24 protein-coding genes are annotated in these 20,463 nt (G+C 69.8%); 9 read left to right on the forward strand and 15 right to left on the reverse strand.

Features of this window, described 5'->3' with window-relative positions; all coding sequences use genetic code 11:
* Positions 1-297: 297 nt before the first annotated feature.
* Together U4012_RS07680 and U4012_RS07685 are read right to left on the reverse strand one after the other, a co-directional pair.
* Positions 298-663, reverse strand: coding sequence for a DUF3022 domain-containing protein (locus U4012_RS07680; protein WP_321797433.1), 366 nt, complete (start codon positions 661-663; stop codon positions 298-300).
* Positions 664-752: 89 nt separating this feature from the next.
* Positions 753-1,310, reverse strand: coding sequence for a hypothetical protein (locus U4012_RS07685; RefSeq protein WP_321797435.1), 558 nt, complete (start codon positions 1,308-1,310; stop codon positions 753-755).
* 158 nt (positions 1,311-1,468) lie between these two features.
* Between U4012_RS07685 and U4012_RS07690 the strand changes: the two genes are divergently transcribed.
* Positions 1,469-1,825, forward strand: a complete 357-nt coding sequence (locus U4012_RS07690; RefSeq protein ID WP_124485802.1) for a DUF3175 domain-containing protein — start codon at positions 1,469-1,471, stop codon at positions 1,823-1,825.
* A 42-nt stretch (positions 1,826-1,867) separates the two neighbouring features.
* Positions 1,868-3,190, forward strand: a complete 1,323-nt coding sequence (locus U4012_RS07695) for a cation:proton antiporter (protein WP_321797438.1) — start codon at positions 1,868-1,870, stop codon at positions 3,188-3,190.
* Between the two features lie 8 nt (positions 3,191-3,198).
* Here U4012_RS07695 and ligD read toward each other — a convergent pair whose 3' ends face one another.
* The 10 genes from ligD to U4012_RS07745 all read right to left on the reverse strand — a co-directional run bounded on the left by ligD (position 3,199) and on the right by U4012_RS07745 (position 11,407).
* Positions 3,199-6,117, reverse strand: coding sequence for a DNA ligase D (ligD, locus tag U4012_RS07700; protein WP_321797440.1), 2,919 nt, complete (start codon positions 6,115-6,117; stop codon positions 3,199-3,201).
* A gap of 24 nt (positions 6,118-6,141) precedes the next feature.
* A complete protein-coding gene (locus U4012_RS07705) occupies positions 6,142-7,191 on the reverse strand; it encodes a Ku protein (protein ID WP_321797442.1) in 1,050 nt (349 codons plus the stop codon).
* Positions 7,192-7,315: 124 nt separating this feature from the next.
* Entirely contained in the window at positions 7,316-7,702 is a 387-nt protein-coding gene (locus U4012_RS07710) for a DUF3022 domain-containing protein (RefSeq protein ID WP_044843388.1), read from the reverse strand.
* A complete protein-coding gene (locus tag U4012_RS07715; protein ID WP_044843387.1) occupies positions 7,699-7,860 on the reverse strand; it encodes a DUF1328 domain-containing protein in 162 nt (53 codons plus the stop codon). Before U4012_RS07715 ends, U4012_RS07710 begins: the two co-directional genes overlap by 4 nt.
* Positions 7,861-7,914: 54 nt before the next feature.
* Entirely contained in the window at positions 7,915-8,103 is a 189-nt protein-coding gene (locus U4012_RS07720; RefSeq protein WP_044843386.1) for a DUF3008 family protein, read from the reverse strand.
* A 74-nt stretch (positions 8,104-8,177) separates the two neighbouring features.
* Positions 8,178-9,608, reverse strand: coding sequence for an RNA polymerase factor sigma-54 (locus tag U4012_RS07725; RefSeq protein ID WP_321797447.1), 1,431 nt, complete (start codon positions 9,606-9,608; stop codon positions 8,178-8,180).
* Between the two features lie 255 nt (positions 9,609-9,863).
* A complete protein-coding gene (locus tag U4012_RS07730; protein ID WP_124485798.1) occupies positions 9,864-10,175 on the reverse strand; it encodes a hypothetical protein in 312 nt (103 codons plus the stop codon).
* 57 nt (positions 10,176-10,232) lie between these two features.
* Positions 10,233-10,544, reverse strand: coding sequence for a hypothetical protein (locus U4012_RS07735; protein WP_044843383.1), 312 nt, complete (start codon positions 10,542-10,544; stop codon positions 10,233-10,235).
* The gene (locus U4012_RS07740; RefSeq protein ID WP_321797450.1) at positions 10,541-10,867 is read right to left on the reverse strand and encodes a hypothetical protein; all 327 of its coding nucleotides are present in this window, start codon (positions 10,865-10,867) and stop codon (positions 10,541-10,543) included. Before U4012_RS07740 ends, U4012_RS07735 begins: the two co-directional genes overlap by 4 nt.
* A gap of 234 nt (positions 10,868-11,101) precedes the next feature.
* Complete coding sequence (locus tag U4012_RS07745) at positions 11,102-11,407, reverse strand: hypothetical protein (protein WP_044843382.1); 306 nt, start codon at positions 11,405-11,407, stop codon at positions 11,102-11,104.
* Between the two features lie 185 nt (positions 11,408-11,592).
* On the opposite strand from U4012_RS07745, the gene U4012_RS07750 reads away from it, so the two are divergent.
* From U4012_RS07750 to U4012_RS07770, 5 genes are all read left to right on the forward strand, one after another.
* A complete protein-coding gene (locus U4012_RS07750) occupies positions 11,593-11,844 on the forward strand; it encodes a hypothetical protein (protein WP_124521710.1) in 252 nt (83 codons plus the stop codon).
* A gap of 121 nt (positions 11,845-11,965) precedes the next feature.
* On the forward strand, positions 11,966-12,397 hold the full coding sequence (locus U4012_RS07755) for a CBS domain-containing protein (protein ID WP_044843380.1): 432 nt from the start codon (positions 11,966-11,968) through the stop codon (positions 12,395-12,397).
* Between the two features lie 91 nt (positions 12,398-12,488).
* The gene (locus U4012_RS07760; protein WP_044843379.1) at positions 12,489-12,965 is read left to right on the forward strand and encodes a PRC-barrel domain-containing protein; all 477 of its coding nucleotides are present in this window, start codon (positions 12,489-12,491) and stop codon (positions 12,963-12,965) included.
* Positions 12,966-13,250: 285 nt separating this feature from the next.
* On the forward strand, positions 13,251-14,546 hold the full coding sequence (locus tag U4012_RS07765) for an MFS transporter (RefSeq protein ID WP_321797456.1): 1,296 nt from the start codon (positions 13,251-13,253) through the stop codon (positions 14,544-14,546).
* Positions 14,547-14,602: 56 nt separating this feature from the next.
* Positions 14,603-15,385, forward strand: coding sequence for a substrate-binding domain-containing protein (locus tag U4012_RS07770; protein ID WP_321797458.1), 783 nt, complete (start codon positions 14,603-14,605; stop codon positions 15,383-15,385).
* A gap of 24 nt (positions 15,386-15,409) precedes the next feature.
* On the opposite strand, the gene dctA is transcribed toward U4012_RS07770, so the two are convergent.
* From dctA to U4012_RS07785, 3 genes are all read right to left on the reverse strand, one after another.
* On the reverse strand, positions 15,410-16,732 hold the full coding sequence (dctA, locus tag U4012_RS07775) for a C4-dicarboxylate transporter DctA (RefSeq protein ID WP_321797459.1): 1,323 nt from the start codon (positions 16,730-16,732) through the stop codon (positions 15,410-15,412).
* Positions 16,729-17,688 carry a LysR family transcriptional regulator gene (locus U4012_RS07780; RefSeq protein ID WP_044843375.1) on the reverse strand — a complete coding sequence of 320 codons (960 nt, stop codon included), beginning with the start codon at positions 17,686-17,688 and terminating at the stop codon, positions 16,729-16,731. Before U4012_RS07780 ends, dctA begins: the two co-directional genes overlap by 4 nt.
* 89 nt (positions 17,689-17,777) lie before the next feature.
* Entirely contained in the window at positions 17,778-18,671 is an 894-nt protein-coding gene (locus tag U4012_RS07785) for a LysR family transcriptional regulator (RefSeq protein WP_124528740.1), read from the reverse strand.
* 223 nt (positions 18,672-18,894) lie between these two features.
* Between U4012_RS07785 and U4012_RS07790 the strand changes: the two genes are divergently transcribed.
* Together U4012_RS07790 and U4012_RS07795 are read left to right on the forward strand one after the other, a co-directional pair.
* Positions 18,895-19,155, forward strand: a complete 261-nt coding sequence (locus tag U4012_RS07790; RefSeq protein ID WP_124521700.1) for a DUF4148 domain-containing protein — start codon at positions 18,895-18,897, stop codon at positions 19,153-19,155.
* Between the two features lie 41 nt (positions 19,156-19,196).
* Positions 19,197-20,402, forward strand: a complete 1,206-nt coding sequence (locus U4012_RS07795) for an MFS transporter (protein WP_321797461.1) — start codon at positions 19,197-19,199, stop codon at positions 20,400-20,402.
* The last annotated feature ends 61 nt before the right edge of the window (positions 20,403-20,463 follow it).

A 20,463-nucleotide genomic window follows, 5' to 3' on the forward strand; every position in this document is an offset into this window, starting at 1 on the left:
GTGCCGTACCCTGCCGTGTCCGTCGACGCAGCAATGGGCGTGCCGCGCCCGGCGGGATGGCGGCCGGCGCGGTGCCGCCTTGAAGGGGCGCGACCCCGATCGGCGGTTGGCGGTTGGCGGCGCGCACGCGCGTCGCGGCGTGATGCGTGCCCCCATTGGATAGCGCCGCGCGGCGCCTGCAAAGATTTCAACGGGATGTAACGTGACGCCGGCAATACCCGCGACTATCGGCGGCAGCCGCCCGGTGGCCTGCATGCGGGGACGTACCCGCAGCGCGCCGGTGCCGGCCCGCCGCGCTCACTGCAGGTGACGCGCGGCGTCGAGCATCGCGTCGGTCAGCTCGATCGTCAGCGTCAGGTCCTCGGTGACGTCGGGCAGCGCGTCGAGCGTGGCCTGCACGCTGTCGTGCAGCATCGCGTGCACGCGCATCCGCGCGGGCTCGTCAAGGTCCGCATAGCGCTCCATCGTGTCGCAGTCGAGCGCGAGCACGACCGCGTGCCGCGCGGTATCGTGCGGCGCATCGGGCGCGAGCGCCCACGCCGCATGAAACATGATCCTGCCGGTCGCGACGTCGACATGAACCGTCGTATCGAGACCCTCGGTCTCGGCGGCGTCGGCGTCCAGCGCATCGTCGTCGAGCGAGATCCGGGAATTCGATTGCATGTTGTCCTCCTGCGTGGTGGCGACCGGCCGGCCTCGCGCGCGGCGTCCGCCAGCGCGCCGCGCCGGGCGCCGGCGCGGCGCCGAGATCGTCAATAGCTGCTGGAACCCGCGCTGCCCGTGCCGCCGCCACCCGAGCCGGTCGCCCCCGGCAAGCGGCCGGTGCCGGTGCCCGCGCCGGTTCCGCCCGGGGCCGCACCGGCACCGCCCATGCCCGCGCTGCCGCCGGCACCGCTCGTACCGGTGCTGCCCGTACCGGGGGTGCCCATTCCGGTGCTACCGGTACCGCTGCCGGTACTGCCCATTCCGGTGCTGCCGGTGCCGCCCGTCGCGCCGCCGCCCATGCTGCCGGTCCCCGCGCCGGTCATGCCGCCGGGCTTGCTGCGCACGTCCGGTTGACCGCGCGGACCCGCGCCGCGCGGCGCCTGCATACGGGTCGCGGGCGGCGGCGCGGCCGTGTTGCCGTTCGACAGGTTGCCGCCGCTGCCCTGCGCCGACGTGTCCGGCGGCGACAGGATCGGCGCGCCGGTGCCCTCGTCGGAACGTTGCGAATTCTGTGCCCATGCGGCCGGTGCGGCCGCGACGAGCGCGACGGCCGCGCACGCGAGGATCCGGCGCGCGGCAGATCTCGATTCGGATGCTGGCTTCATGGAGCGCTCTCCCTCAATGGAACCACCGTAGTGGAATGGCCTGCGCCTTCGATTCAGCAAGGCCCGTGCCGCCACCGACAGGCGGCACGCGAATTGCGGCACCACCCGGACACCCAAGACCCGCGATTCCATCCCGATTCCATAGGGAGAGCCCTGCCATGCCTTCAGCTTCCGCTTCCCATCCGCACGGCAAACGCGCGACGCGCCGCCCGGGCCGTGCGCGCAGCAACGATCCGCAGCACCGCAAGCGCTGGTCCGCCGATGTCATGCAAAGAAGCGATGCGCTCGACATCGAGCCCGAGATCTTCAAGTCCGACGACCCGGGCAGGATCGCCGCGTCGCTCAAGCGCTCGGCCGAACACAGCCGCCGCCGCAAGGGGACGCCGTTCCAGTCGGCGATGTCAATGCTGAACTTCTACGTGAACCGCGCGGGCCGCAACCTGCCGAAAACGCGCCGCGCGACGCTCGAACGCGCGAAGCGCAAACTGCGCGAGGCGTTCGGCCGCAAGCCGTGACGGCCCCCGCCGGTTCGCCGTCGACCTGCCCGGCCTGCCCGCATGCATGAAACGCTGTGGTATCTGATCATCGGCGCGGTGCTGATGGGCATGGGCATCGTGACGTCGGCGCTGCGTCATCTGCCGTGCAGCAGCGCGATGATCTATCTCGCTCTCGGTGTCGCGCTCGGCCCGTCCGGCGCCGGGCTCCTGCATCTCGACATCCAGCGCGACGCGCCGCTGCTGCGCGAGATCGTCGAGGTCGCGCTGCTGGTATCGCTGTTCGCGATCGGGCTGCGGCTGCGCGTGCCGCTGTCCGACCCGCTGTGGCGCGTGCCGTGCCGGCTCGGCCTGCTCGCGATGACCGTCACGGTGCCTCTGCTCGCCGGCTGCGCGGTCCTGACGCTCGGGCTCGGCTGGGGCCCCGCGCTGCTGCTCGCGGCGATCCTCGCGCCGACCGACCCGGTGCTCGCGCACGACGTGCAGGTGCATGATCCCGGCGATCGCGACCTGGTGCGCTTCGCGCTGTCCGGCGAAGGCGGTCTGAACGACGGCATCGCGCTGCCGTTCGCGCTCGCGGGCCTCGCGCTGTGCGGCGCGTCCGATGCGCCGCATGGGCCGCCACCGCTGTCGGGCGCGTTCGCGCTGGCCGCGCTGTGGGGCATCGCGGGCGCGGCCGCGATCGGCGGCATGCTCGGCGCGGCGACCACCACCGCGATCGGCTGGCTGCGCACCCGTCATGCGCAGGCACTCGGGTTCGAAGGCTTCTTCGCGCTCGCATTGATCGTGCTGTCGTTCGGTGCCGCGCAGCTCGCGCATACGTTCGGCTTCATCGCGACGTTCGCCGCGGGCGTCGCGATGCGCCGCGTCGAGCATCGCGCGAGCGGTGACCGCCGGCCGCGCGAAGTGATCGGCCGGGTCGATTCGGAAGACGTGGTCGCGACCGAGAAGCACCCGGAGAAAGCGCATGCGTTCATGACCGAATCGGTGCTCGACTTCACGATCGAGCTCGAGCGGATCGCCGAGGCGCTCGTGATGACGATGATCGGCGGCGTGCTCGCCACGCTGACGACGCCGCTCTTCACGTGGGGCTCGGCCGCGCTCGCCGTCGCGCTGTTCGTCGCCGTGCGGCCGCTCGCGGTGCTGCCGGCGCTCGCCGGCTCGCGCGCGACGCCGGCGCAGCGCCGGCTGCTGGCATGGTTCGGGATACGCGGGATCGGCTCGTTCTACTACCTGCTGTTCGCGCTCGAGCACGGGCCGTCCAGCGCGGTGCGGCCGCTCGCGGCGCCGGTGCTGGCCGTCGTGTCGGCGTCGGTGATCGCGCACGGCGTGTCCGCGACGCCGCTGATGGACTGGTATCACCACCTGCAGCAGCGTCGGCGCTGACGACACCGTCACGACATGCCGAGACGCGCACGCATCTGCGCGGTGATCCGCTGCCGCGTGCCGGCATAGTCTTCCCAAGGGTCGCGCTTGAGCCGGTCGAGCCGCTCGTGCAGCGTGTCGATCGTCCATTGCGCGCCGCCCGTGGTGGTTGGCACCTCGTCCCAGCGCAGCGGCACCGACACGCCCAGCCCGGGCCGCGCACGCACCGAATACGCGGCGATTGTGCTCGCACCGCGGCCGTTGCGCAGGTAGTCGATGAAGATCTTGCCGCGCCGGTGACGCGCGCCCATCGTCGCGGTGAAACGGTCGGGCAGCGCGCCCGCGACATGCCGCGCGAGCGCGCGCGAGAAGTCCTTCGCGTCGTCCCAGCCCAGGTGCCGCGCGATCGGCACGACGACGTGCAGCCCCTTGCCGCCGCTCGTCTTGCAGAACGACGCGAGGCCCAGTTCGTCGAGCAGCCCGCGCACGAGCTGCGCGGCGTCGGTCATCGCGCGCCACGGCAGCGCCGGATCGGGATCGAGGTCGAACACGATCCGGTCCGGCCGCTCGATGTTCGACGCGTGCGCGTTCCATGTATGCAGCTCGATCGTGCCCATCTGCGCGGCGCCGAGCAGCGCGTCGACGCTGTCGAGCGACAGCAGCGGACCGTGGCCCGGATCGAGTCCTGCGTGCTGCGTGACGAACGGGATTTCGCGGCGCTCCGCGTGCTTCTGGAAGAACAGCTCGCCCGCGATGTCGCCGGGCGCGCGCACGAGCGCCACGGGCCGGCCCTTCAGGTCCGGCAGCAGCCACGGCGCGACCCATTGCCAGTAATGCGCGAGATCGATCTTGCGCGTGCCGCTCTGCGGATCGAGCACGCGCTCGGGATGGGTGATGCGCACACGGCCGAGCATGTCGGAACCGATATCGTCGCGTGCTGCGTGGGGGGACGGGCGTGAACGTGCGTGGTGCTTGCGATCGCTTGGGTCGTGCTCGGCATGCTCGGCGTGCTCGGCGTGCTCGGCGTGCTCGGCGTGCGACGTATGCGACGTATGCGACGTGCGATCGACGTGCTCCGCGTGCTTGCGTTCGCGCTTTTCGTGATGCGTGGTCTGGCGTCGCTCCATCGCCCCCTCCGTTTCCGGTTGCTTCGGCACTTCGCGGACGATCTGCGACGCCGGCTTGTCCTCGCGCAGCGCGATGAACGCGGCCTGCCGCACGATGCCGTCGCCGGTCCACTCGGCGAATTCGCATTCGGCGACGAGCGTCGGCTCGATCCAGTGCACGCGCGTGCGCGAGCGTTCGCGCGGCGGCGGATCGAACGGCGTCGTATCGCGTTGCTGCTTGCGCAGGATCGGTGCGAGCCGGTCGAGCATCCGCGTGTCGAAGCCGGTGCCGACGCGGCCGACATAGCGCAGCGGCGCAGGCCCGCGCCGCCGCTTGCCGGCCGCTGCCGGCTCGTGCACGCCGAGCAGCAGCGCGCCGAAGCCGTGCCGGCTGCCCGACGGCTCGGTGTAACCGCCGATCACGAACTCCTGCCGGCGCCGGCATTTGAGCTTGATCCACGCGGGCGAGCGACCGCCGCGATAGCGCGATTCCGCGCGCTTGCCGATCAGCCCTTCGAGGCCGGTATCGCAGGCGCTCGCGATCAGCGATGCGACGTCGTCGCCGAGATCCGGCGAAAAGCGCAGCCGCGCGGGGTCGCTGTCGGCGAGCAGCGCTTCGAGCAGACCGCGGCGCGCGGTGAGCGGTGCGTCGCGCAAGTCGTAACCGTCGAGACAAGGCAGGTCGAACACGAACAGCGTGATCGCATCCGAGTGTCCGGCGCCGATCGCGTTCTGCAGCGCCTGGAAGTCGGGGAGACCGTTCCTGCCGAGCACGACGGCCTCGCCGTCGAGCCAGGCGTCGTCGACGTCGAGCGCCGCGAGCGCGTCGCGCTGCGCGCGCAGCTTCGCGGTCCAGTCGCGGCCTTCGCGCGTCATCAGCTTCACGTGTCGGCGGGCGCCCTTGCCCGCAATGCGCGCGAGGATCCGGTAGCCGTCGAATTTCAGTTCGTAGCGCCAGTCGCCCTGCGTCGGCGGGCCGTCGACCAGCGTCGCGAGTTGCGGCGCGACGCGCTCGGGCAGCGGCGCGCGTACCGCACCGTCGATCTCGGACGGATCGGCGGGCCGGCGGGCGCGGCTTTCTCTGCTTTCTCTGCTTTCTCGGCTGTCGCGGCTGTCGCGGCTGTCGCGGCCATGATCGTCATGCGCTGCGGCACGCATGTCGGTCGAGTCGCGCCGGCCGCGTTGCGCTCCGCGCGCGCGCGTCGAGCGGCCCGCGGCATCCGCACGCGTCGCCGACGCCGCCCCGTCATGCACACTCCCCGGCAGTTCGCCGACGACGTCGAATTCGGCCTCGCTGCGCGCGTCGTCGTCGCGCTCCTTGATCAGCAGCCACTGCACCTGCCGCCCCTCCTGCCGTCCGCTGCGCACGAGCGCCCAGCCGCCGTGCAGCTTTTCGCCGTCGAGCCGGAACGTCAGCTTGCCCGCGCGATAGCCGTCGCGTGCCTGCGCGAGGCCGCCGTCGGGCGTCCACGTGCCCTCGTCCCATACGACGACCGCTCCCGCGCCGTAATGCCCGGCCGGAATCTCGCCTTCGAACGACGCGTATTCGAGCGGATGATCCTCGACCTGCACGGCGAGGCGCTTCACCGACGGATCGACGCTCGGCCCCTTCGGCACGGCCCACGACTTCAGCGTGCCGTCGAGTTCGAGCCGGAAGTCGTAATGCAGGCGCCGCGCGTGGTGCTCCTGGATCACGAAGCGCAGCGGGTGGCCGGCACGCCGGGTCGCCCGCCCGGAAGGTGTCGCGTTCGCCTTCGCGCGCCGCCGCCCGTGCGCGCCTTCGGGTTCCGGCGTCGCGTCGAAGCGGCGTTTGCGGCGATAGGGATCGAGCTTGCCGGCCATCGTGTCACCTCGCGTCGCCGCGCATCATGCGGCGTGCTTGCGGCGCGCGGCGGTTTTCTTCGCCGCATGCTCGCCGGTCGCGGCACGTTTCGCGGCCGTCCGCTTCGCCGCCGGCGTCTTCTCGGCGGAGCCCTTCGGCGCGGCCTTCGAAGCCGGCTTGCGGCGCGCGCCGCCGCGCGACGACGCAGAAGAAGACGACGCGGAGGAAGACGACGCTTCCGCCTCCGCGCCCTCGTCGTCGCCCGCATTGCGCGGGCCCGCCGCGCGCGCGCCACCGCCGCCGCCCTTCAGGCTGCGTTTCAGCAGCTCGGTCAGGTCGACCACGTTGGTCGCCGCGCGGCCCGTCTGCGCAGGCCGCTCCTCGATCTCCTCGATCTTGCCCGCGCGCACCTTGCGCTCGACCAGCTCGAGAATGTCGTCGCGAAACGTGTCGTGATACTCGTCCGGCGTCCACTTGCCCGCCATCTCGTCGATCAGCTTCTTCGCCATGCCGAGCTCGCGCGCGGTCACGCCCGCGTGTTTCGCGTCGTCGGCCGGCACCGTCAGTTCGTCGAGCGGCCGCAGTTCTTCCTGCCAGCGCAGCGTGTCGAGCGCGAGCAGCGGCCCGACCGGAATCAGCGCGCCGAGATGCTGGCGGTCGCGCATCACCACGAGCGCAATGCCGATCTTGCCGCTGTCCTTCAGCGCGTCGCGCAGCAGCGCATAGACCTTCTCGCCCTTGCGGTCCGGCACGAGGTAGTACGGCGTGTCGAGATACAGGAACGATACCGCGTCCGCGTCGACGAACGTCAGGATGTCGACGGTTTGCGTCGATTCCGGATTGGCCGCGCGAATCTCCTCGTCGGTCAGCACGACGTAGCGTTCCTTCTCGTACTCGTAGCCGCGCACGATGTCCTCGCGCGCGACCTCCTTGCCGGTGCGCTTGTTGATCTGCCGATAGCCGACCGGGTCCATCGAGCGCTTGTCGAGCAGCCGGAACGACGGCTTCACGGTGCGCGTCGCGGGAAACAGCTGCACGGGCACGTGAACGAGCCCGAAGCTGATCGCGCCTTTCCAGATCATCCGCGATGCCATGCGTGTTCTCCTTTGCCGGGTGCGCGAGCGCGTGGCGGCACACACCAGAAGCCGTCACGGGCAGGGACGCGCCGCACGGCGCGTGTCGCGACGGCAGCTAAAGCGTCGATGCGGGTTGCGTCGGTCAGGGCGCGCGCAACGCGCGGTCGAGTTCGGCGCGCGTCACGTCGAGCGCGACGCTGCATTCGATCTCGGCGTCCTCGACGCGCGGCTTGTGCTCGTCGACCGCGCGCCGCGCGAGGTCGCACAGCTGCGTGCGCACGCGCAGCCGGTCGGCCGCGCCGAGCGACGCATAGCGCGTGAGCACGTCGGGATCGAAGCGCAGGTCGACCGCGCAGCGCCATTGACGCGCGTCTTCATCGGACGGCACGCGCACCCACGACACCTGGATCGTCAGCCGCCCGGACGCGTCGTCCGCATGCACGACGACGGTCGACTGCGACGGAAAGCCGTTCGCGAGCGCATGCTCGATTTCCGCGATGCGCTGCGAACGGTCGGGGGCGGTCGTCATCGCCTGACAACCCCCAGCAGCAGCGTGACCAGGAAGATCACGACGAAGATGTAGAACAGGATCTTCGCGATCTCGGCCGCGCCGGCCGCGATGCCGCCGAAGCCGAACAAGGCGGCGACGAGCGCGATGATGAGGAAGATGATGGCGTAACGAAGCATGAATGCCTCCTGGAGTCCTGAAGAACGGTGATCGCCGATGCGTGTCGCCGTCGATCACGAATCGTGCTTGTGCCTGGGTTTGCCGTGGACCGGCGTCGAAGCCATTTTTTCGAGTTCCTTTTCGCTCATCGACTTGGCCATCGACTTCGCAGGCGGCTTCAGGTCCTTCATTTTCGTGTCGCCGCGCTTGGCCGACAGGGCGGCTCCTGCGGCGCGTTGCTGTGCCTGGGACTTGGCTGGCATGGCTTTCCTCCTCTCGGTGGCGCGCGACGTCCGTGTGGCTCACGGGCGGGCCGCGCGCGGTTCGGACGGTATCGTCATGCGGCGTCGCGCCGGCGCAGGTCGGCCGGCGGAATCTTCATCGCCTGGCGATACTTCGTGACGGTACGACGCGCAAGAAGGATGCCGCGGCCCGCGAGGTTCTGCGCGAGCGCGACGTCGGACAGCGGATCGTTATGGCGCTCGGCGGCGATCATGTCGCGGATCAGCACCTTCGCGGCCGATGCCGAGCACACGCCCTTGCCGGCCGCCTCCAGCTTGCGCGGGAAGAAATGCTTGAACTCGAACGTGCCGTGCGGCGTGGCCATGTACTTGTTGCCCGTCGCGCGCGAGACCGTCGATTCGTGCAGGTCGAGCTCCTCGGCGATGTCGCGCAGCACGAGCGGCTTCATCGCGATCTCGCCGTAGCGGAAGAAGTCGCGCTGCCGGGCGACGATGCATTCGCCGACCCGCTGGATCGTGTCGAAGCGCTTCTGCACGTTGCGGATCAGCCAGCGCGCTTCCTGCAGCTGCTGGCCCAGCGGCGAATCGCGCTCGCCGCTCGACTGCGCGAACAGCGTCGCGTAGCGCTCGTGCAGCCGCGCGCGCGGCAGCACGGCCGGGTTGATCGTCACGATCCATTCGTCGCGCACCTGCCGCACGATCACGTCGGGTATCACGTAGTCGCCGCGCGTGCTGCCGTAGTGATTGCCGGGGCGCGGATCGAGCGCGCGCACCAGCGCGCAGGCGGCCTGCATCGTCGCCTGGTTGCACCCGAGGCGCCGCTGGATCTCCGCCGTCTCGCGGCGCGCGAGCCGTTCGAGATGGTCGCGCGCGATGGCCTTCGCTTCCGCGAGCGCCGGCGTGCCGGCCGGAATCGCGTTGAGCTGGAGCAGCAGGCATTCGGACAGCGAGCGCGCGGCGATGCCCGGCCGGTCCAGCATCTGCACGAGCCGCAGCGCGACCGTGAGATCCTGTTCCGACAGCAGCCGCGCCGGATCGGCCGCGACCAGCAGCTCGCCCAGCTCCTGACGCAGGTAGCCGTCTTCGTCGAGCGCGTCGATCACGATGCGCGCCGCCTCGCGGTCGCGCCGGTTCAGCGGATAGAGCCGCAACGCGTCGTGCAGCTGCTGGTGCAGCGACGGCTCGGCGGCCATCCACTCGCCGGGCGACTGGTCGCCCGCGTCGTCGGCCTGTCGCCCGGTGCCGCGCGTCGTCGGCGCGGCCGTGTACGACACGTCGCCGTCCGGCGGGCGCACTTCCTCGTGCTCGGGTGGCGGCTCGGGCGGTGCGGCTTCGGCCTCGGGCTCGGGCGCGTCGGCGACTTCTTCGTCGCCCTGCCCGTCTTCGAGAAACGGATTCGAGTCGAGCGCCTGTCGCAATTCCTGCTGGAATTCGAGCGAAGACAACTGCAGCAGGCGAAGCGACTGCTGAAGCCTCGGCGTGAGTGCCAGATGCTGTCGCATCTGGAGCGCAAGCGTGACGGACATCGATGCCCTCCTGACGGTGTGCGGAATGCGTTTATGCGAATCCATGCAGCTACCGTGCCAGGGAGGCGAAGCGCCGTCCGGCGGGGCTCTCGCGCGTTCGTACCCCGTCGGCCGCGGCCCCGGGCGCCCCCTTTTTTACAAGCGCCAGCAAGTTAGGGGGCACGGCATTCGCTCCGCGCGGATACGCCGTCGCCGTCGCGCGAATATGTCCTCGCAGGCAGTATCGTTGCGCGGCATCCGTGCAGGGTGCCGCGGTCAGTACTGCATCGGCGGCGGCGTGCCCGGCAGCGTTTGACCGCCCTGCACACCGTTCGGCCCCGGCGGCGGCACGTCGACCGGCTCGCCGCCGGTCGCGCCCGGCGGCAGCGTGTTGTACGGCGACGGGCGCGTGTCGTAACGCGTATTCGCGTCCGGCATCGTCGTGGTCGGCGACGCGCCGTGGCCGTCCGGCGGCGCCGGCGGTGCGCCACGCGTGCCGTAGGGGCCCTGCGGTTGCGTGCATGCGCCCAGCGCGCACGCAGCGGCGAACGCACAGGCGCACACGCGTATCGTCTGGATCGGTTTCATCGGAACCTCCTCCGTGAAGTGCGGTGCGCGGCACCGGGCCGGCCGTGACGGCACGGCTCAGAGCCGGTTGAAATGGAAATCGCCCGCATACGCGTTCGGTGCGCGGCGCGCCATCATCGTGTCGAATTCGGCCGCGACGCGCATCAGTGCGCCGCGTTGCCGCTCGATACCGGCCTGCTCGAGCGCCGCGAACGCGTCGGCGTCGAAGGTCACGGTCAGCGACGCCGGATGACCGTCGACGCGAAAGCCGAAATGCAGCGCGCCGGCCGGCTGCTCCTCGGCATGGAACGGCATCGCGCGCGCCTCGAAATGACGGCCGAGCGTCTCGGCCACGTCGCGCAGCATGCCGGGTTTCACGCTGATGCTCATCGTGGGCTCTCCGTGGGTGGGATGGACGCAATCGGCGGCACGCTGGTCGGCGGCGTGTGGATCGGCGGCGCGTGAATGGGCCGCACAGGAATCGGCGGCGCAAGAATCGGCAGCCCGTGGTTCGGCCGCGCGTGAATCGGCGGCGCCCGCGTCGGCGGCTCGCGCTCCGGCGGCGGATGCCCGGGCGGGTCGCCTTCCGGATCCTGATAAGGTTCCGGCGTGCCGGGCGGCAAGTCATCCGGCGCGGGCGGCTCGGGGTCCGGTTCGACGTCGGGGATCGGCGGTTCGGGCCGGTGCAGCGACTGGGCGGGGTCTCGGTTCATCGGGGGGCATTCGATCGTTGCGTCGTCCTCGCGGGGCCTGATCGATTGGCGCGGCGTGCGCCGCCCGATCGTCCACGAAAGGCAGGGCCGCAAGCTGCGTGCCGTCTGCGTGCCGGCGTGCACGCCGCCTCGCACGCCGCCTTTCCGCGCGCCGGCGCGCGGTCGCGCGCGCCACCCCGCCGTACGCCGTGCCTTCGCTACACCGCGCGCTGCAATTCTTTCAAGGGCAGCGCGCTACGCGTCGTACGCAGCCATCACGAGCCACAGCTCGTGGTCGTCGTCGCGCACCCGCGCGGCGAGCGCATACGGATCGGCCGGCTCGCACGCGCGCTGCAGCGCGAACCGCGCCGGCTCGGTCGAGCCGAACGTCTCGTCGCCGAGCGGCCGCACGTCGGCCTTGCCTTCGAACATCCGGCGATCGGGCCGGTAGATCAGCGGCTCCTGTTTCCACGCGCTGAAATGGCTCTTCACCGACTCGAACCCGCCGCCGCATACGTTGATCTCATAGCGCACCCCTGGCCGCCGTTTGGGAATCGTCATCGTGCCTCCCGCTTGATTTGCGTGTGTGTGTGCGGAGCATTGCACCGCGCGTTGTGGCCGGCATCCTGCGTCGTCGTCCTGCGTAGTCATCCATCGAAGAAGCGGCAAGTCCCGTGCCGCGCGGTCGCGACAGGCACGGCCGTTGCGCGATCACCGCGTCATCGTCACCGCCTCGGAGCCCAGCCATGAAGGAATCGACCCGAACCGGCCGCGACGCGCCGCACCAACCCCAGCGCGATCCGTCGCCGCCGTTGAAGGACCAGGATCAAACGAAGACGCGCCACTCGGAGCGCCATATCGACAAGCAACTCGAGGACACGTTCCCCGCGAGCGATCCGCCCGCGACCGGCGGCGTCACGCGCATCGAGCCCGACACGCCGCCGGGCACGCACGACGACGGCCCGTGGCAGGACCCCGCCCGACGCCGCGACGAATGACGGCCGGCACTCGACGGACCCCGCCGCCGAACGGCACGCCGCTTGCTGCCCCGCTTGTTGCCCCGCACGGCCCGGACTCGCCGACTCACACGGCCCGGATTCAACCCGCAAGGAGGACTTCATGCAACGCGTCAACGAAATCATGTCGCAGGACGTCGTGCGCATCGCGCCGACCGACTCGATCCGTCATGCGGCGCAATTGATGGAGCGCTATGACATCGGCGCGCTGCCCGTATGTGACAACAACCGGCTGATCGGCATGGTCACGGACCGCGATCTCGCGGTGCGCGCGATCTCGGCCGGCAAGCCGCCGGAAACGCGGATCCACGAAGTCGCGTCGGGTCCGATCGAATGGTGTTTCGAGGACGATTCGCTGGAAGAGATCCAGCACTACATGGCCGACGCGCAACTGCGCCGCCTGCCCGTCGTCGATCACGACAAGCGGCTCGTCGGCATGCTGTCGCTCGCGGACATCGCGACGCGCACGGCCGGCCCCGCACGCGACGACGTCGCGAACACGCTCGAAGGCGTGTCGCAACCGAAGCAGACGTGACGGGGCCATTCGCGCCCCGCCCCGACTACCCGCGCGACCCGCAGGGCCCATCCCGGGCACGGTCGCGCTCCACGCAGCCAGGAGGACAACCATGCAGACTCAAGGACAGACCCGCATCGTCGGCAAGGGGGCCGCGACCGCGGCCGGGCCCGGCCCGGACGTGATGGCAGCCGACACGCTGGAAGGCGACAAGGTCTATACGACCGATGGCGACGACGTCGGCAAGATCAAGGACATCATGCTCGATGTGCGCTCGGGCCGCGTCGCGTACGCCGTGCTGTCGAGCGGCGGCCTGCTCGGCATCGGCGACAAGCTGCTTGCGATTCCGTGGAGCGCGCTCACGCTCGATACCGAGCGCAAGTGTTTCCTGCTGTCGGTCTCATCCGAGCGAATCCGCAACGCGCCGGGCTTCGACAAGGATCACTGGCCGGCGATGGCCGACCCGCAATGGGCCGAGCCGCTGCACGAGTACTACGGCAGCACGCCGTACTGGAGCGCGGGCGACGAGCTCGGGCTGACCGATCCGACCGAGGACCTGAACGATCCGCGCGCGCGCGACCAGCATTGATCGCTCTCGATTTGCCGGTGTATTAGCCGACGTGCCCCGCGAAAGCGGGGCTTTTTTTGGGCTTTCTTCGTGACGGATCGCCGGGCCGGCCCGGTGCTGTGAAGCCGGCGTCGCGGCCACCTGCCGGGCGCGCGACAGTCGTGGCGCGCGCCGCCCGATTGATAACCAAACAACATCAATCCTTCCAAAATTCGCACTTAACGTTTCCCCGTCTCCGGGCGAACATTGCCAAAACGACAATCGGTCGCGCCCCGCGCCATTCCCGCATTCTCTGGAGACACCCTGATGCACCCCTCGCCCAGCCTTTCGACCGGACGTTCGAAGGCCGCCGCGGTATTCCGCGTGACGGCCGGCAACTTCCTCGAGCAGTTCGACTTCTTCCTGTTCGGCTTCTACGCGACGCAGATCGCCGCCGTGTTCTTTCCCACCGCGAACGAGTTCGCCTCGCTGATGATGACCTTCGCGGTCTTCGGCGCCGGCTTCCTGATGCGGCCGCTGGGCGCGATCGTGCTGGGCGCGTACATCGACGACGTCGGCCGCCGCAAGGGCCTGATCGTCACGCTCGCGATCATGGCGAGCGGCACCATCCTGATCGCGTTCGTCCCCGGTTATGCGACGATCGGCCTGCTCGCGCCCGCGCTCGTGCTGATCGGGCGACTGCTGCAGGGCTTTTCGGCAGGCGCGGAACTGGGCGGCGTGTCGGTCTACCTCGCCGAAATGGCCACGCCCGGCCGCAAGGGCTTCTTCACGAGCTGGCAGTCGGCCAGCCAGCAGGTCGCGATCGTCGTCGCGGCCGGCCTCGGCTTCGCGCTCAATCAATGGCTGAGCGCATCGGCGATCGCCGCGTGGGGATGGCGCGTGCCGTTCTTCGTCGGCTGCATGATCGTGCCGTTCATCTTCATGCTGCGCCGCAACCTCGAGGAAACGCAGGAGTTCAAGGCGCGCCGGCACCGCCCGAGCATGAAGGAAGTGTTCGGCACGCTGGCGCACAACTGGGGTGTCGTGGTCGCCGGCATGATGCTGGTCGCGATGACGACCACGAGCTTCTACCTGATCACCGTCTACGCGCCGACGTTCGGCAAGACGGTCCTGCACCTGAGCACCGCCGACAGCCTGCTCGTCACGCTGTGCGTCGGCGTGTCGAACTTCGTGTGGCTGCCGATCGGCGGCGCGCTGTCCGATCGCATCGGCCGCCGACCGCTGCTGGTCGGCATGACGGTCCTCGCGATCGCCACCGCGTACCCCGCGCTGTCGCTGCTCGCGCATGCGCCGTCGTTCATCAACATGCTGCTCGTGCTGCTGTGGCTGTCGTTCATGTACGGGATCTACAACGGCGCGATGGTCGTCGCGCTGACGGAAGTGATGCCCGTCGAGGTGCGCGTGGCAGGCTTCTCGCTCGCCTACAGCCTCGCGACGGCCGTGTTCGGCGGCTTCACGCCCGCCATCTCCACGGCGCTGATTCACATGACCGGCGACAAGGCCGCACCCGGTTACTGGATGAGCCTCGCCGCGGTGTGCGCGCTGCTCGCGACGTTCGTACTCTATCGCCGCCATCCGGCGACGCTGACACCGGCGCACTGACGCCGCATTCCGAACCCCTGCCCCGACTTCGCACGACCCAGGCCACGACCACGACCATGAAGAACCTGCTCCTGAAACTGTGCGCGACCGCACTCGTCGCCACCTCCGCAATCGCCGCGAACGTGCAGGCCGCCGAGCTGCACGTGATGAGCTCGGGCGGCTTCACCGCCGCCTACAAGCGGCTCGGCCCGCAGTTCGCGGCCCGCACGGGCAACACGCTCGACACCGCGCTCGGCCCGTCGATGGGCAAGTCGCCCGAAGCGATTCCGAACCGGCTGGCGCGCGGCGAGCCGGCCGACGCGGTGATCATGGTCGGCTACGCGCTCGACGACCTGATCAAGCAAGGCAAGGTGATCCCCGGATCGCGCGTCGAGCTGGCCGATTCGCGGATCGGCATGGTCGTGCGCGACGGCGCGGCGAAACCCGACATCAGCTCGGCCGACGGCCTCAGGGATGTACTGCTGCACGCGAAGTCGATTGCCTACTCGGACAGCGCGAGCGGCGTCTACATCGAGCGGGAATTGTTCAAGAAGCTCGGCATCGAAGACCAGGTGAAATCGAAGGCGAAGATGGTCCCGCGGATCCCGGTCGCCTCCGTGGTCGCGAACGGCGACTACGAAATCGGCTTTCAGCAGGTGAGCGAACTGCTGCCCGTGAAGGGCGCGACCTTCGTCGGCAAGATTCCCGAAGCGCTGCAGTCCGTCACGCGCTTCGCGGCCGGCATCCCGGTCGGCGCGCAGCATCCGGAGGAAGCGAAGGCGCTCCTCGACTATCTCGCGTCGCCCGACGTGCAGGCGGAAGTGAAATCGACCGGGCTGGATTCCGTCTCCGCGCATTGAGCCCGCAAGCCGCGAAGGCGCGCGTCAGACCGCCTTCCCGTCGCGCCCGGCGCCGGCCCCGGCATCGTCGGCGCCATTCGGGCCTTCCGGCCCGGCCGCGTTCAGCACCCGCACGAGACGCGCACGATCGCACGCCCCTTCCCACGACGATACGAAGATCACCGCGCACGCATTGCTGATCACGCTCGTCAGCGCACGCGCCTCGGACATGAAGCGATCGATGCCGACCAGCAGCGCGACCCCCGCAACCGGCAGGTCGGGCATCACGGCAAGCGTCGCGACGAGCGCCACGAGCCCGCTGCCGGACACGCCGGCCGCGCCCTTCGACGTCAGCAGCATGACGGCCAGCATCGCCGCGATCTGCGGCGCGGACAGCGGCACGTCGCACGCCTGCGCAATGAACAATGCCGCGAGCGTCAGATAGATCGCGGTGCCGTCCAGGTTGAACGAGTAGCCGGCCGGCAACACGAGCCCCACCACGCCCTTGTCGCAACCGAGCGACTCCAGCTTGACGATCAGCCGCGGCAACACGGGCTCCGTGGACGAGGTCGCGAGGACGATCAGCAGCTCCTCGCGCAGGTAGCGCAGCAGCCGCCACAACGCGAATCCGTGCAACCGCGCGAGCGGTGCGAGCACCAGCGCGACGAACAGCCCGCAGGCCACGTAGAACGACAACATCAGCCGCGCGAGCGAGCCGACCGAGCCGATGCCGAAGCGGCCCACCGTGAAGGCCATCGCGCCGAATGCGCCGAGCGGGGCGAACCGCATGATCATCGCGAGCACGCGAAAGACGATCTGCGCGACGCCGTCGATCAGCGCCAGCACGGGCCGGCCGGCCTGCGGAGCCGCATTGAGCGAAAAGCCGAACAGCAGCGCCAGCAGCAGCACCGGCAGCACCTCGCCCTGCTGGAACGCGCCGAGCATCGTGTCCGGGATCACGCTCAACGCGAACTCGACCAACCCGCGCGGCGGCGCATGCCGCGTATAGGGCGCAAGGACGCTCGCATCGAGATGGCGCACGTCCACGTGCATGCCGGCGCCCGGCTGCAGCACGAACGCGGCGACGAGCCCGAAGGCGAGCGCTGCGGCGGTCAGCAGATAGAACAGCACCAGCGCGCGGACGATCGTGCGCCCGATGGCGGTCCCGTTCGCCAGCGACGTGATGCCCGACACGATCGTGCAGAACACGACCGGCGCGATCATCATCCGCATGAGGCCGACGAAGGCATCGCCGAGCGGCTTGAGCATCGCGCCCGCCGACGGCCAGAAATGGCCGACGCTTACGCCGAGCACCATCGCCAGCAGAACCTGCACGTAGAGCGAACGAAGCGGTCTTGCCAGCGTCACGATGCGGTCTTGCCCGATGTTCCGGCCGTATTCGCCGCATGCGCCACCTGTTTCGATCCATCGCCGCGCTTCGCATCGACGACCGCCTGGTGGAACGCTTCCGCGGCCGGTGTGAGCGGGCGTCCGCGCCGTTTCACGATGCCCACGCGGCGCTTGACCGCCGGCTCGACGAGCGGCACGCTCGTGAGCAGCGGATGGTCGTGCCCGGGCATCGCCATCGACGGTACCGCGGCGACGCCGAGCCCTGCCTCGACCAGCCCGAGCATGGTCGTCACGTGGCGCGTCTCGCACACGCTCGGCGCCCGCGGCGCGACGCTCGTCAGCGCCTGGTCGAGCAACAGGCGGTTGCCGGACGTCTTGTCCACCGACACATACTCGTACTCGTAAAGCTCGTTCCAGGTCACGCGCTTCTTGCGCGCGAGCGGATGGTCGCGCCGGCACGCGGCGACGAACCGCTCCTGCAGCAGCAGCTTGAATTCGACCTCGGGCTCCTGGCTGCCCATGAAGCTCACGCCGAAATCGGCCTCGCCGCTGATGACGGCGCTCAGCACCTCGTTCGCGCTCGCGTCCAGCAGCTTGACCCTGATGCGCGGAAAGCGGCGGTGATAGCTGGCGATCACGTTCGGCAGAAAGTAGTAGGCGACCGACGGCACGCACGCGATCGTCACGTGACCGAGCCGGCTCGACGAAACGTCGCGAATGCCGAGCAGCGCGACGTCGAGATCGTCCAGCAACTGCTCGGCGCTCGGCGCGAACACGCGGCCGACGGTGGTCAGCGAGACGCTGCGCGTGGTGCGCTCGAACAGACGCACGCCGAGCGCTTCCTCCAGTTTGTCGATCCGGCGGCTCAACGCGGGCTGCGAAATGCTGATCGCCTCGGCGGCCTTCCGGAAGCTGCCCAGCTCCACCACCGCGCGAAACGCCTGCAAATCGGTCAAATCGAAGTTGATTCCCACGGGCCGTGTCTCCGCATCTCGAATGCCCGGTATTTTGCATGATTCGGGCAGCCACACCCAGCCCGGAGACGCCCGGCTCCGCCGCCCCGCTACGCGCGATGCCGCAACGCATCGATCACGATCGAAAACGCGCGCGACGCCTGGCGGCGGCTCGGGTAGTACGCGTGATAGCCGGGAAAGACCGGGCACCAGTCCGGCATCACGATGCGCAGCCTGCCGGCGTGCACGTGGTCGAGCACGATGTCCTCGGTGACGAACGCGATGCCGAATCCGTCGAGCGCCGCCTGCAGCATCTGCGGCTGCGTATTGCAGGTGATCCGCCCGTTCACGCGCGCCTGGATCTCGTTCCTGCCCTTCTTCAGCTCCCATGCATAGATGCCCTTCGCGGTCGCGAGCCGCAGCGTCACGCAATCGTGATCGAGCAGGTCCTGCGGCGTCTTCGGCGGCTTGCGGCCGTCGAAATAGGCCGGCGACGCAACCATCGCCATCCGGATGTCCGGGCTGATGCGCACCGCGATCATGTCCTTCGCGACCTGGTTGCCGTAGCGCACGCCGATGTCGTAGCGCTCCTCGACGATGTTCGACAGCCCGTAGTCGACCGAGAACTCGACGCGGATGTCGGGGTAGTCGGGCAGCACCTTCCTGAGCTTCGGCCAGATGATCGTGTCGATCGGATGCTCGGTGGCCGTGATCCGCACGACGCCGGCCGGCTTGTCGCGGAAATCGGCCACGGCGGCGAGCTTCGTTTCGATCTCGTCGATGCGCGGCGCGACGGTCCGGAACAGTTCCTCGCCCGCTTCGGTCGTCGCCACGCTGCGCGTCGTGCGCGTCAGCAGCCGCACGCCGAGCCGCGCTTCGAAATCGCGCACCGTCTGGCTCAGCGCCGATTGCGACACACCGAGGCGCGCCGCCGCGCGCGTGAAGCTCCGGTCGCGCGCCACCGCGAGAAACGCCAGCAGATCGTTGAGGTTTTCGCGCGGCATGTCGGGCGGCTCCTGTCGAAACGGACGCCCATCCTAGCACCGACGCCGCCGCGCGCCACCCGGTACGGCCTCCGTCGATTCATTAGACTGACTTATAAGTCCAAGCGCAGTGCGCTACTTAATCGATTGATCGTGGGTCGATAGACTGCGAAGCCTTCGGGTCCCCCTGCGGCCGTAGCCGACTTTGGGGATCTCCCCTGCATTCCTTTCCGGAGTCCGTCTCGTGAAATCCGCTCTTCGCCTTCTCGTCGCCGCACTCGCCGTGTCCGGCCCGTTGTTCGCCCATGCGCAGGGCCTGACGCGCGAGCAGGTGCGCGAGGACATGATTCGCTACGAAGCCGCCGGCTTCAATCCGGCACGCGCGAATCCGCGCACGTGGGTGGACGATGCCCAGGCCGCGTCCGTACGCGTCATGGCCGCGCACGATGCCGGCGCCCGCACGCATCTGGCCGATCGCGGCGCGGCCGCCGCGCGCTGCGACTGACCGGCGCCGCCCCTTCGCCCACGATCCGCACCGCTTCGACGATGCAAGCCGTTGCCACTTCCGACCGGCGCCCCGCGCCCGTTCAAACCGCCGCATGGGGCGCCGTCCTCGCGATGGCGCTCGGCGCGTTCGCGCTCGTCGCGTCCGAATTCATGCCGGTCAGCCTGCTGACGCCGATCGCCACCGACCTGCACGTCAGCGAAGGCCAGGCGGGCCAGGCCATTTCCGTGTCCGGCGCCTTCGCGCTCGTGACGAGCCTGTTCATCGCGTCGCTGGCCGGACGGCGCGATCGCAAGCGGCTGCTGCTCGTGCTGACGCTGCTGACGATCGTCTCCGGCACGATCGTTGCGTTCGCACCGAATTACGTTGCCTTCATCGCGGGGCGCGCACTGATCGGTGTTGCGATCGGCGGGTTCTGGTCGATGTCGGCCGCGACCGCGATGCGGCTGGTGCCCGATGCCCAGGTGCCGCGCGCGCTGGCGATCGTGAACGGCGGCAACGCGCTCGCGACCGTCGTCGCGGCGCCGCTCGGCAGCTTTCTCGGCGGCATCGTCGGCTGGCGCTGGGCATTCTTCTGCGTCGTGCCGGTCGCGGCGCTCGCGTTCGGCTGGAAACTCGTCAGCCTGCCGCCGATGAAGGCCACATCGCACGCGGCGCCCGCCAATGCGCTCGCACTGCTCGGCCGCGTGCCGGTCGCGCTCGGCATGGCGGCCGTCAGCCTGCTGTTCATGGGACAGTTCGCGCTGTTCACGTACCTGCGGCCGTTCCTCGAAACGGTGACGCACGTCGGCAATGCCACGCTGTCGCTGATGCTGCTCGCGATCGGCGTGGCCGGGGTCGCGGGGACGATCCTGATCGGTGCGTGCCTGAAGAACGGGCTGTACCGCACGCTCGGCGTCACCCCGCTGCTGATGGCCGCGATCGCCGTCGCGCTCGTGTGGTGCGGCGCGTCGACCGCCGCCACCGCGGGCCTGCTTGCCCTGTGGGGACTGACCGGCACGGCCGCGCCCGTCGGCTGGTGGACTTGGCTCGCGCGCACGCTGTCGCATGACGCGGAAGCCGGCGGCGGCCTGATGGTCGCGGTCGTGCAGCTCGCGATCGCACTCGGCGCGACGACAGGCGGCCTGCTGTACGACCTGCACGGCTATCGCGCGACCTTCGCGATGAGTGCGGCGCTGCTCGTTTGCGCCGGCGTGGCGGCGTTCGCGGCGGGACGCGCCGCCGCGGCGCGCACGGCAGGGGGCTGAGCACCGCACGACGGCGCTCTAGGCCGCTCCGGGCCGCTCGATGCCGTTTTGCAAGTCGTAC

The organism is Burkholderia sp. BCC1988 (assembly GCF_905339895.1).
Classification (GTDB): Bacteria; Pseudomonadota; Gammaproteobacteria; order Burkholderiales; family Burkholderiaceae; genus Burkholderia.

Bases quoted from the DNA above. Each gene is read 5' to 3' on its own strand.
- U4012_RS07680 (WP_321797433.1), bottom strand. From the start codon at position 663: ATGCAATCGAATTCCCGGATCTCGCTCGACGACGATGCGCTGGACGCC.
- U4012_RS07685 (WP_321797435.1), bottom strand. From the start codon at position 1,310: ATGAAGCCAGCATCCGAATCGAGATCTGCCGCGCGCCGGATCCTCGCG.
- U4012_RS07690 (WP_124485802.1), top strand. From the start codon at position 1,469: ATGCCTTCAGCTTCCGCTTCCCATCCGCACGGCAAACGCGCGACGCGC.
- U4012_RS07695 (WP_321797438.1), top strand. From the start codon at position 1,868: ATGCATGAAACGCTGTGGTATCTGATCATCGGCGCGGTGCTGATGGGC.
- ligD (WP_321797440.1), bottom strand. From the start codon at position 6,117: ATGGCCGGCAAGCTCGATCCCTATCGCCGCAAACGCCGCTTCGACGCG.
- U4012_RS07705 (WP_321797442.1), bottom strand. From the start codon at position 7,191: ATGGCATCGCGGATGATCTGGAAAGGCGCGATCAGCTTCGGGCTCGTT.
- U4012_RS07710 (WP_044843388.1), bottom strand. From the start codon at position 7,702: ATGACGACCGCCCCCGACCGTTCGCAGCGCATCGCGGAAATCGAGCAT.
- U4012_RS07715 (WP_044843387.1), bottom strand. From the start codon at position 7,860: ATGCTTCGTTACGCCATCATCTTCCTCATCATCGCGCTCGTCGCCGCC.
- U4012_RS07720 (WP_044843386.1), bottom strand. From the start codon at position 8,103: ATGCCAGCCAAGTCCCAGGCACAGCAACGCGCCGCAGGAGCCGCCCTG.
- U4012_RS07725 (WP_321797447.1), bottom strand. From the start codon at position 9,608: ATGTCCGTCACGCTTGCGCTCCAGATGCGACAGCATCTGGCACTCACG.
- U4012_RS07730 (WP_124485798.1), bottom strand. From the start codon at position 10,175: ATGAAACCGATCCAGACGATACGCGTGTGCGCCTGTGCGTTCGCCGCT.
- U4012_RS07735 (WP_044843383.1), bottom strand. From the start codon at position 10,544: ATGAGCATCAGCGTGAAACCCGGCATGCTGCGCGACGTGGCCGAGACG.
- U4012_RS07740 (WP_321797450.1), bottom strand. From the start codon at position 10,867: ATGAACCGAGACCCCGCCCAGTCGCTGCACCGGCCCGAACCGCCGATC.
- U4012_RS07745 (WP_044843382.1), bottom strand. From the start codon at position 11,407: ATGACGATTCCCAAACGGCGGCCAGGGGTGCGCTATGAGATCAACGTA.
- U4012_RS07750 (WP_124521710.1), top strand. From the start codon at position 11,593: ATGAAGGAATCGACCCGAACCGGCCGCGACGCGCCGCACCAACCCCAG.
- U4012_RS07755 (WP_044843380.1), top strand. From the start codon at position 11,966: ATGCAACGCGTCAACGAAATCATGTCGCAGGACGTCGTGCGCATCGCG.
- U4012_RS07760 (WP_044843379.1), top strand. From the start codon at position 12,489: ATGCAGACTCAAGGACAGACCCGCATCGTCGGCAAGGGGGCCGCGACC.
- U4012_RS07765 (WP_321797456.1), top strand. From the start codon at position 13,251: ATGCACCCCTCGCCCAGCCTTTCGACCGGACGTTCGAAGGCCGCCGCG.
- U4012_RS07770 (WP_321797458.1), top strand. From the start codon at position 14,603: ATGAAGAACCTGCTCCTGAAACTGTGCGCGACCGCACTCGTCGCCACC.
- U4012_RS07785 (WP_124528740.1), bottom strand. From the start codon at position 18,671: ATGCCGCGCGAAAACCTCAACGATCTGCTGGCGTTTCTCGCGGTGGCG.
- U4012_RS07795 (WP_321797461.1), top strand. From the start codon at position 19,197: ATGCAAGCCGTTGCCACTTCCGACCGGCGCCCCGCGCCCGTTCAAACC.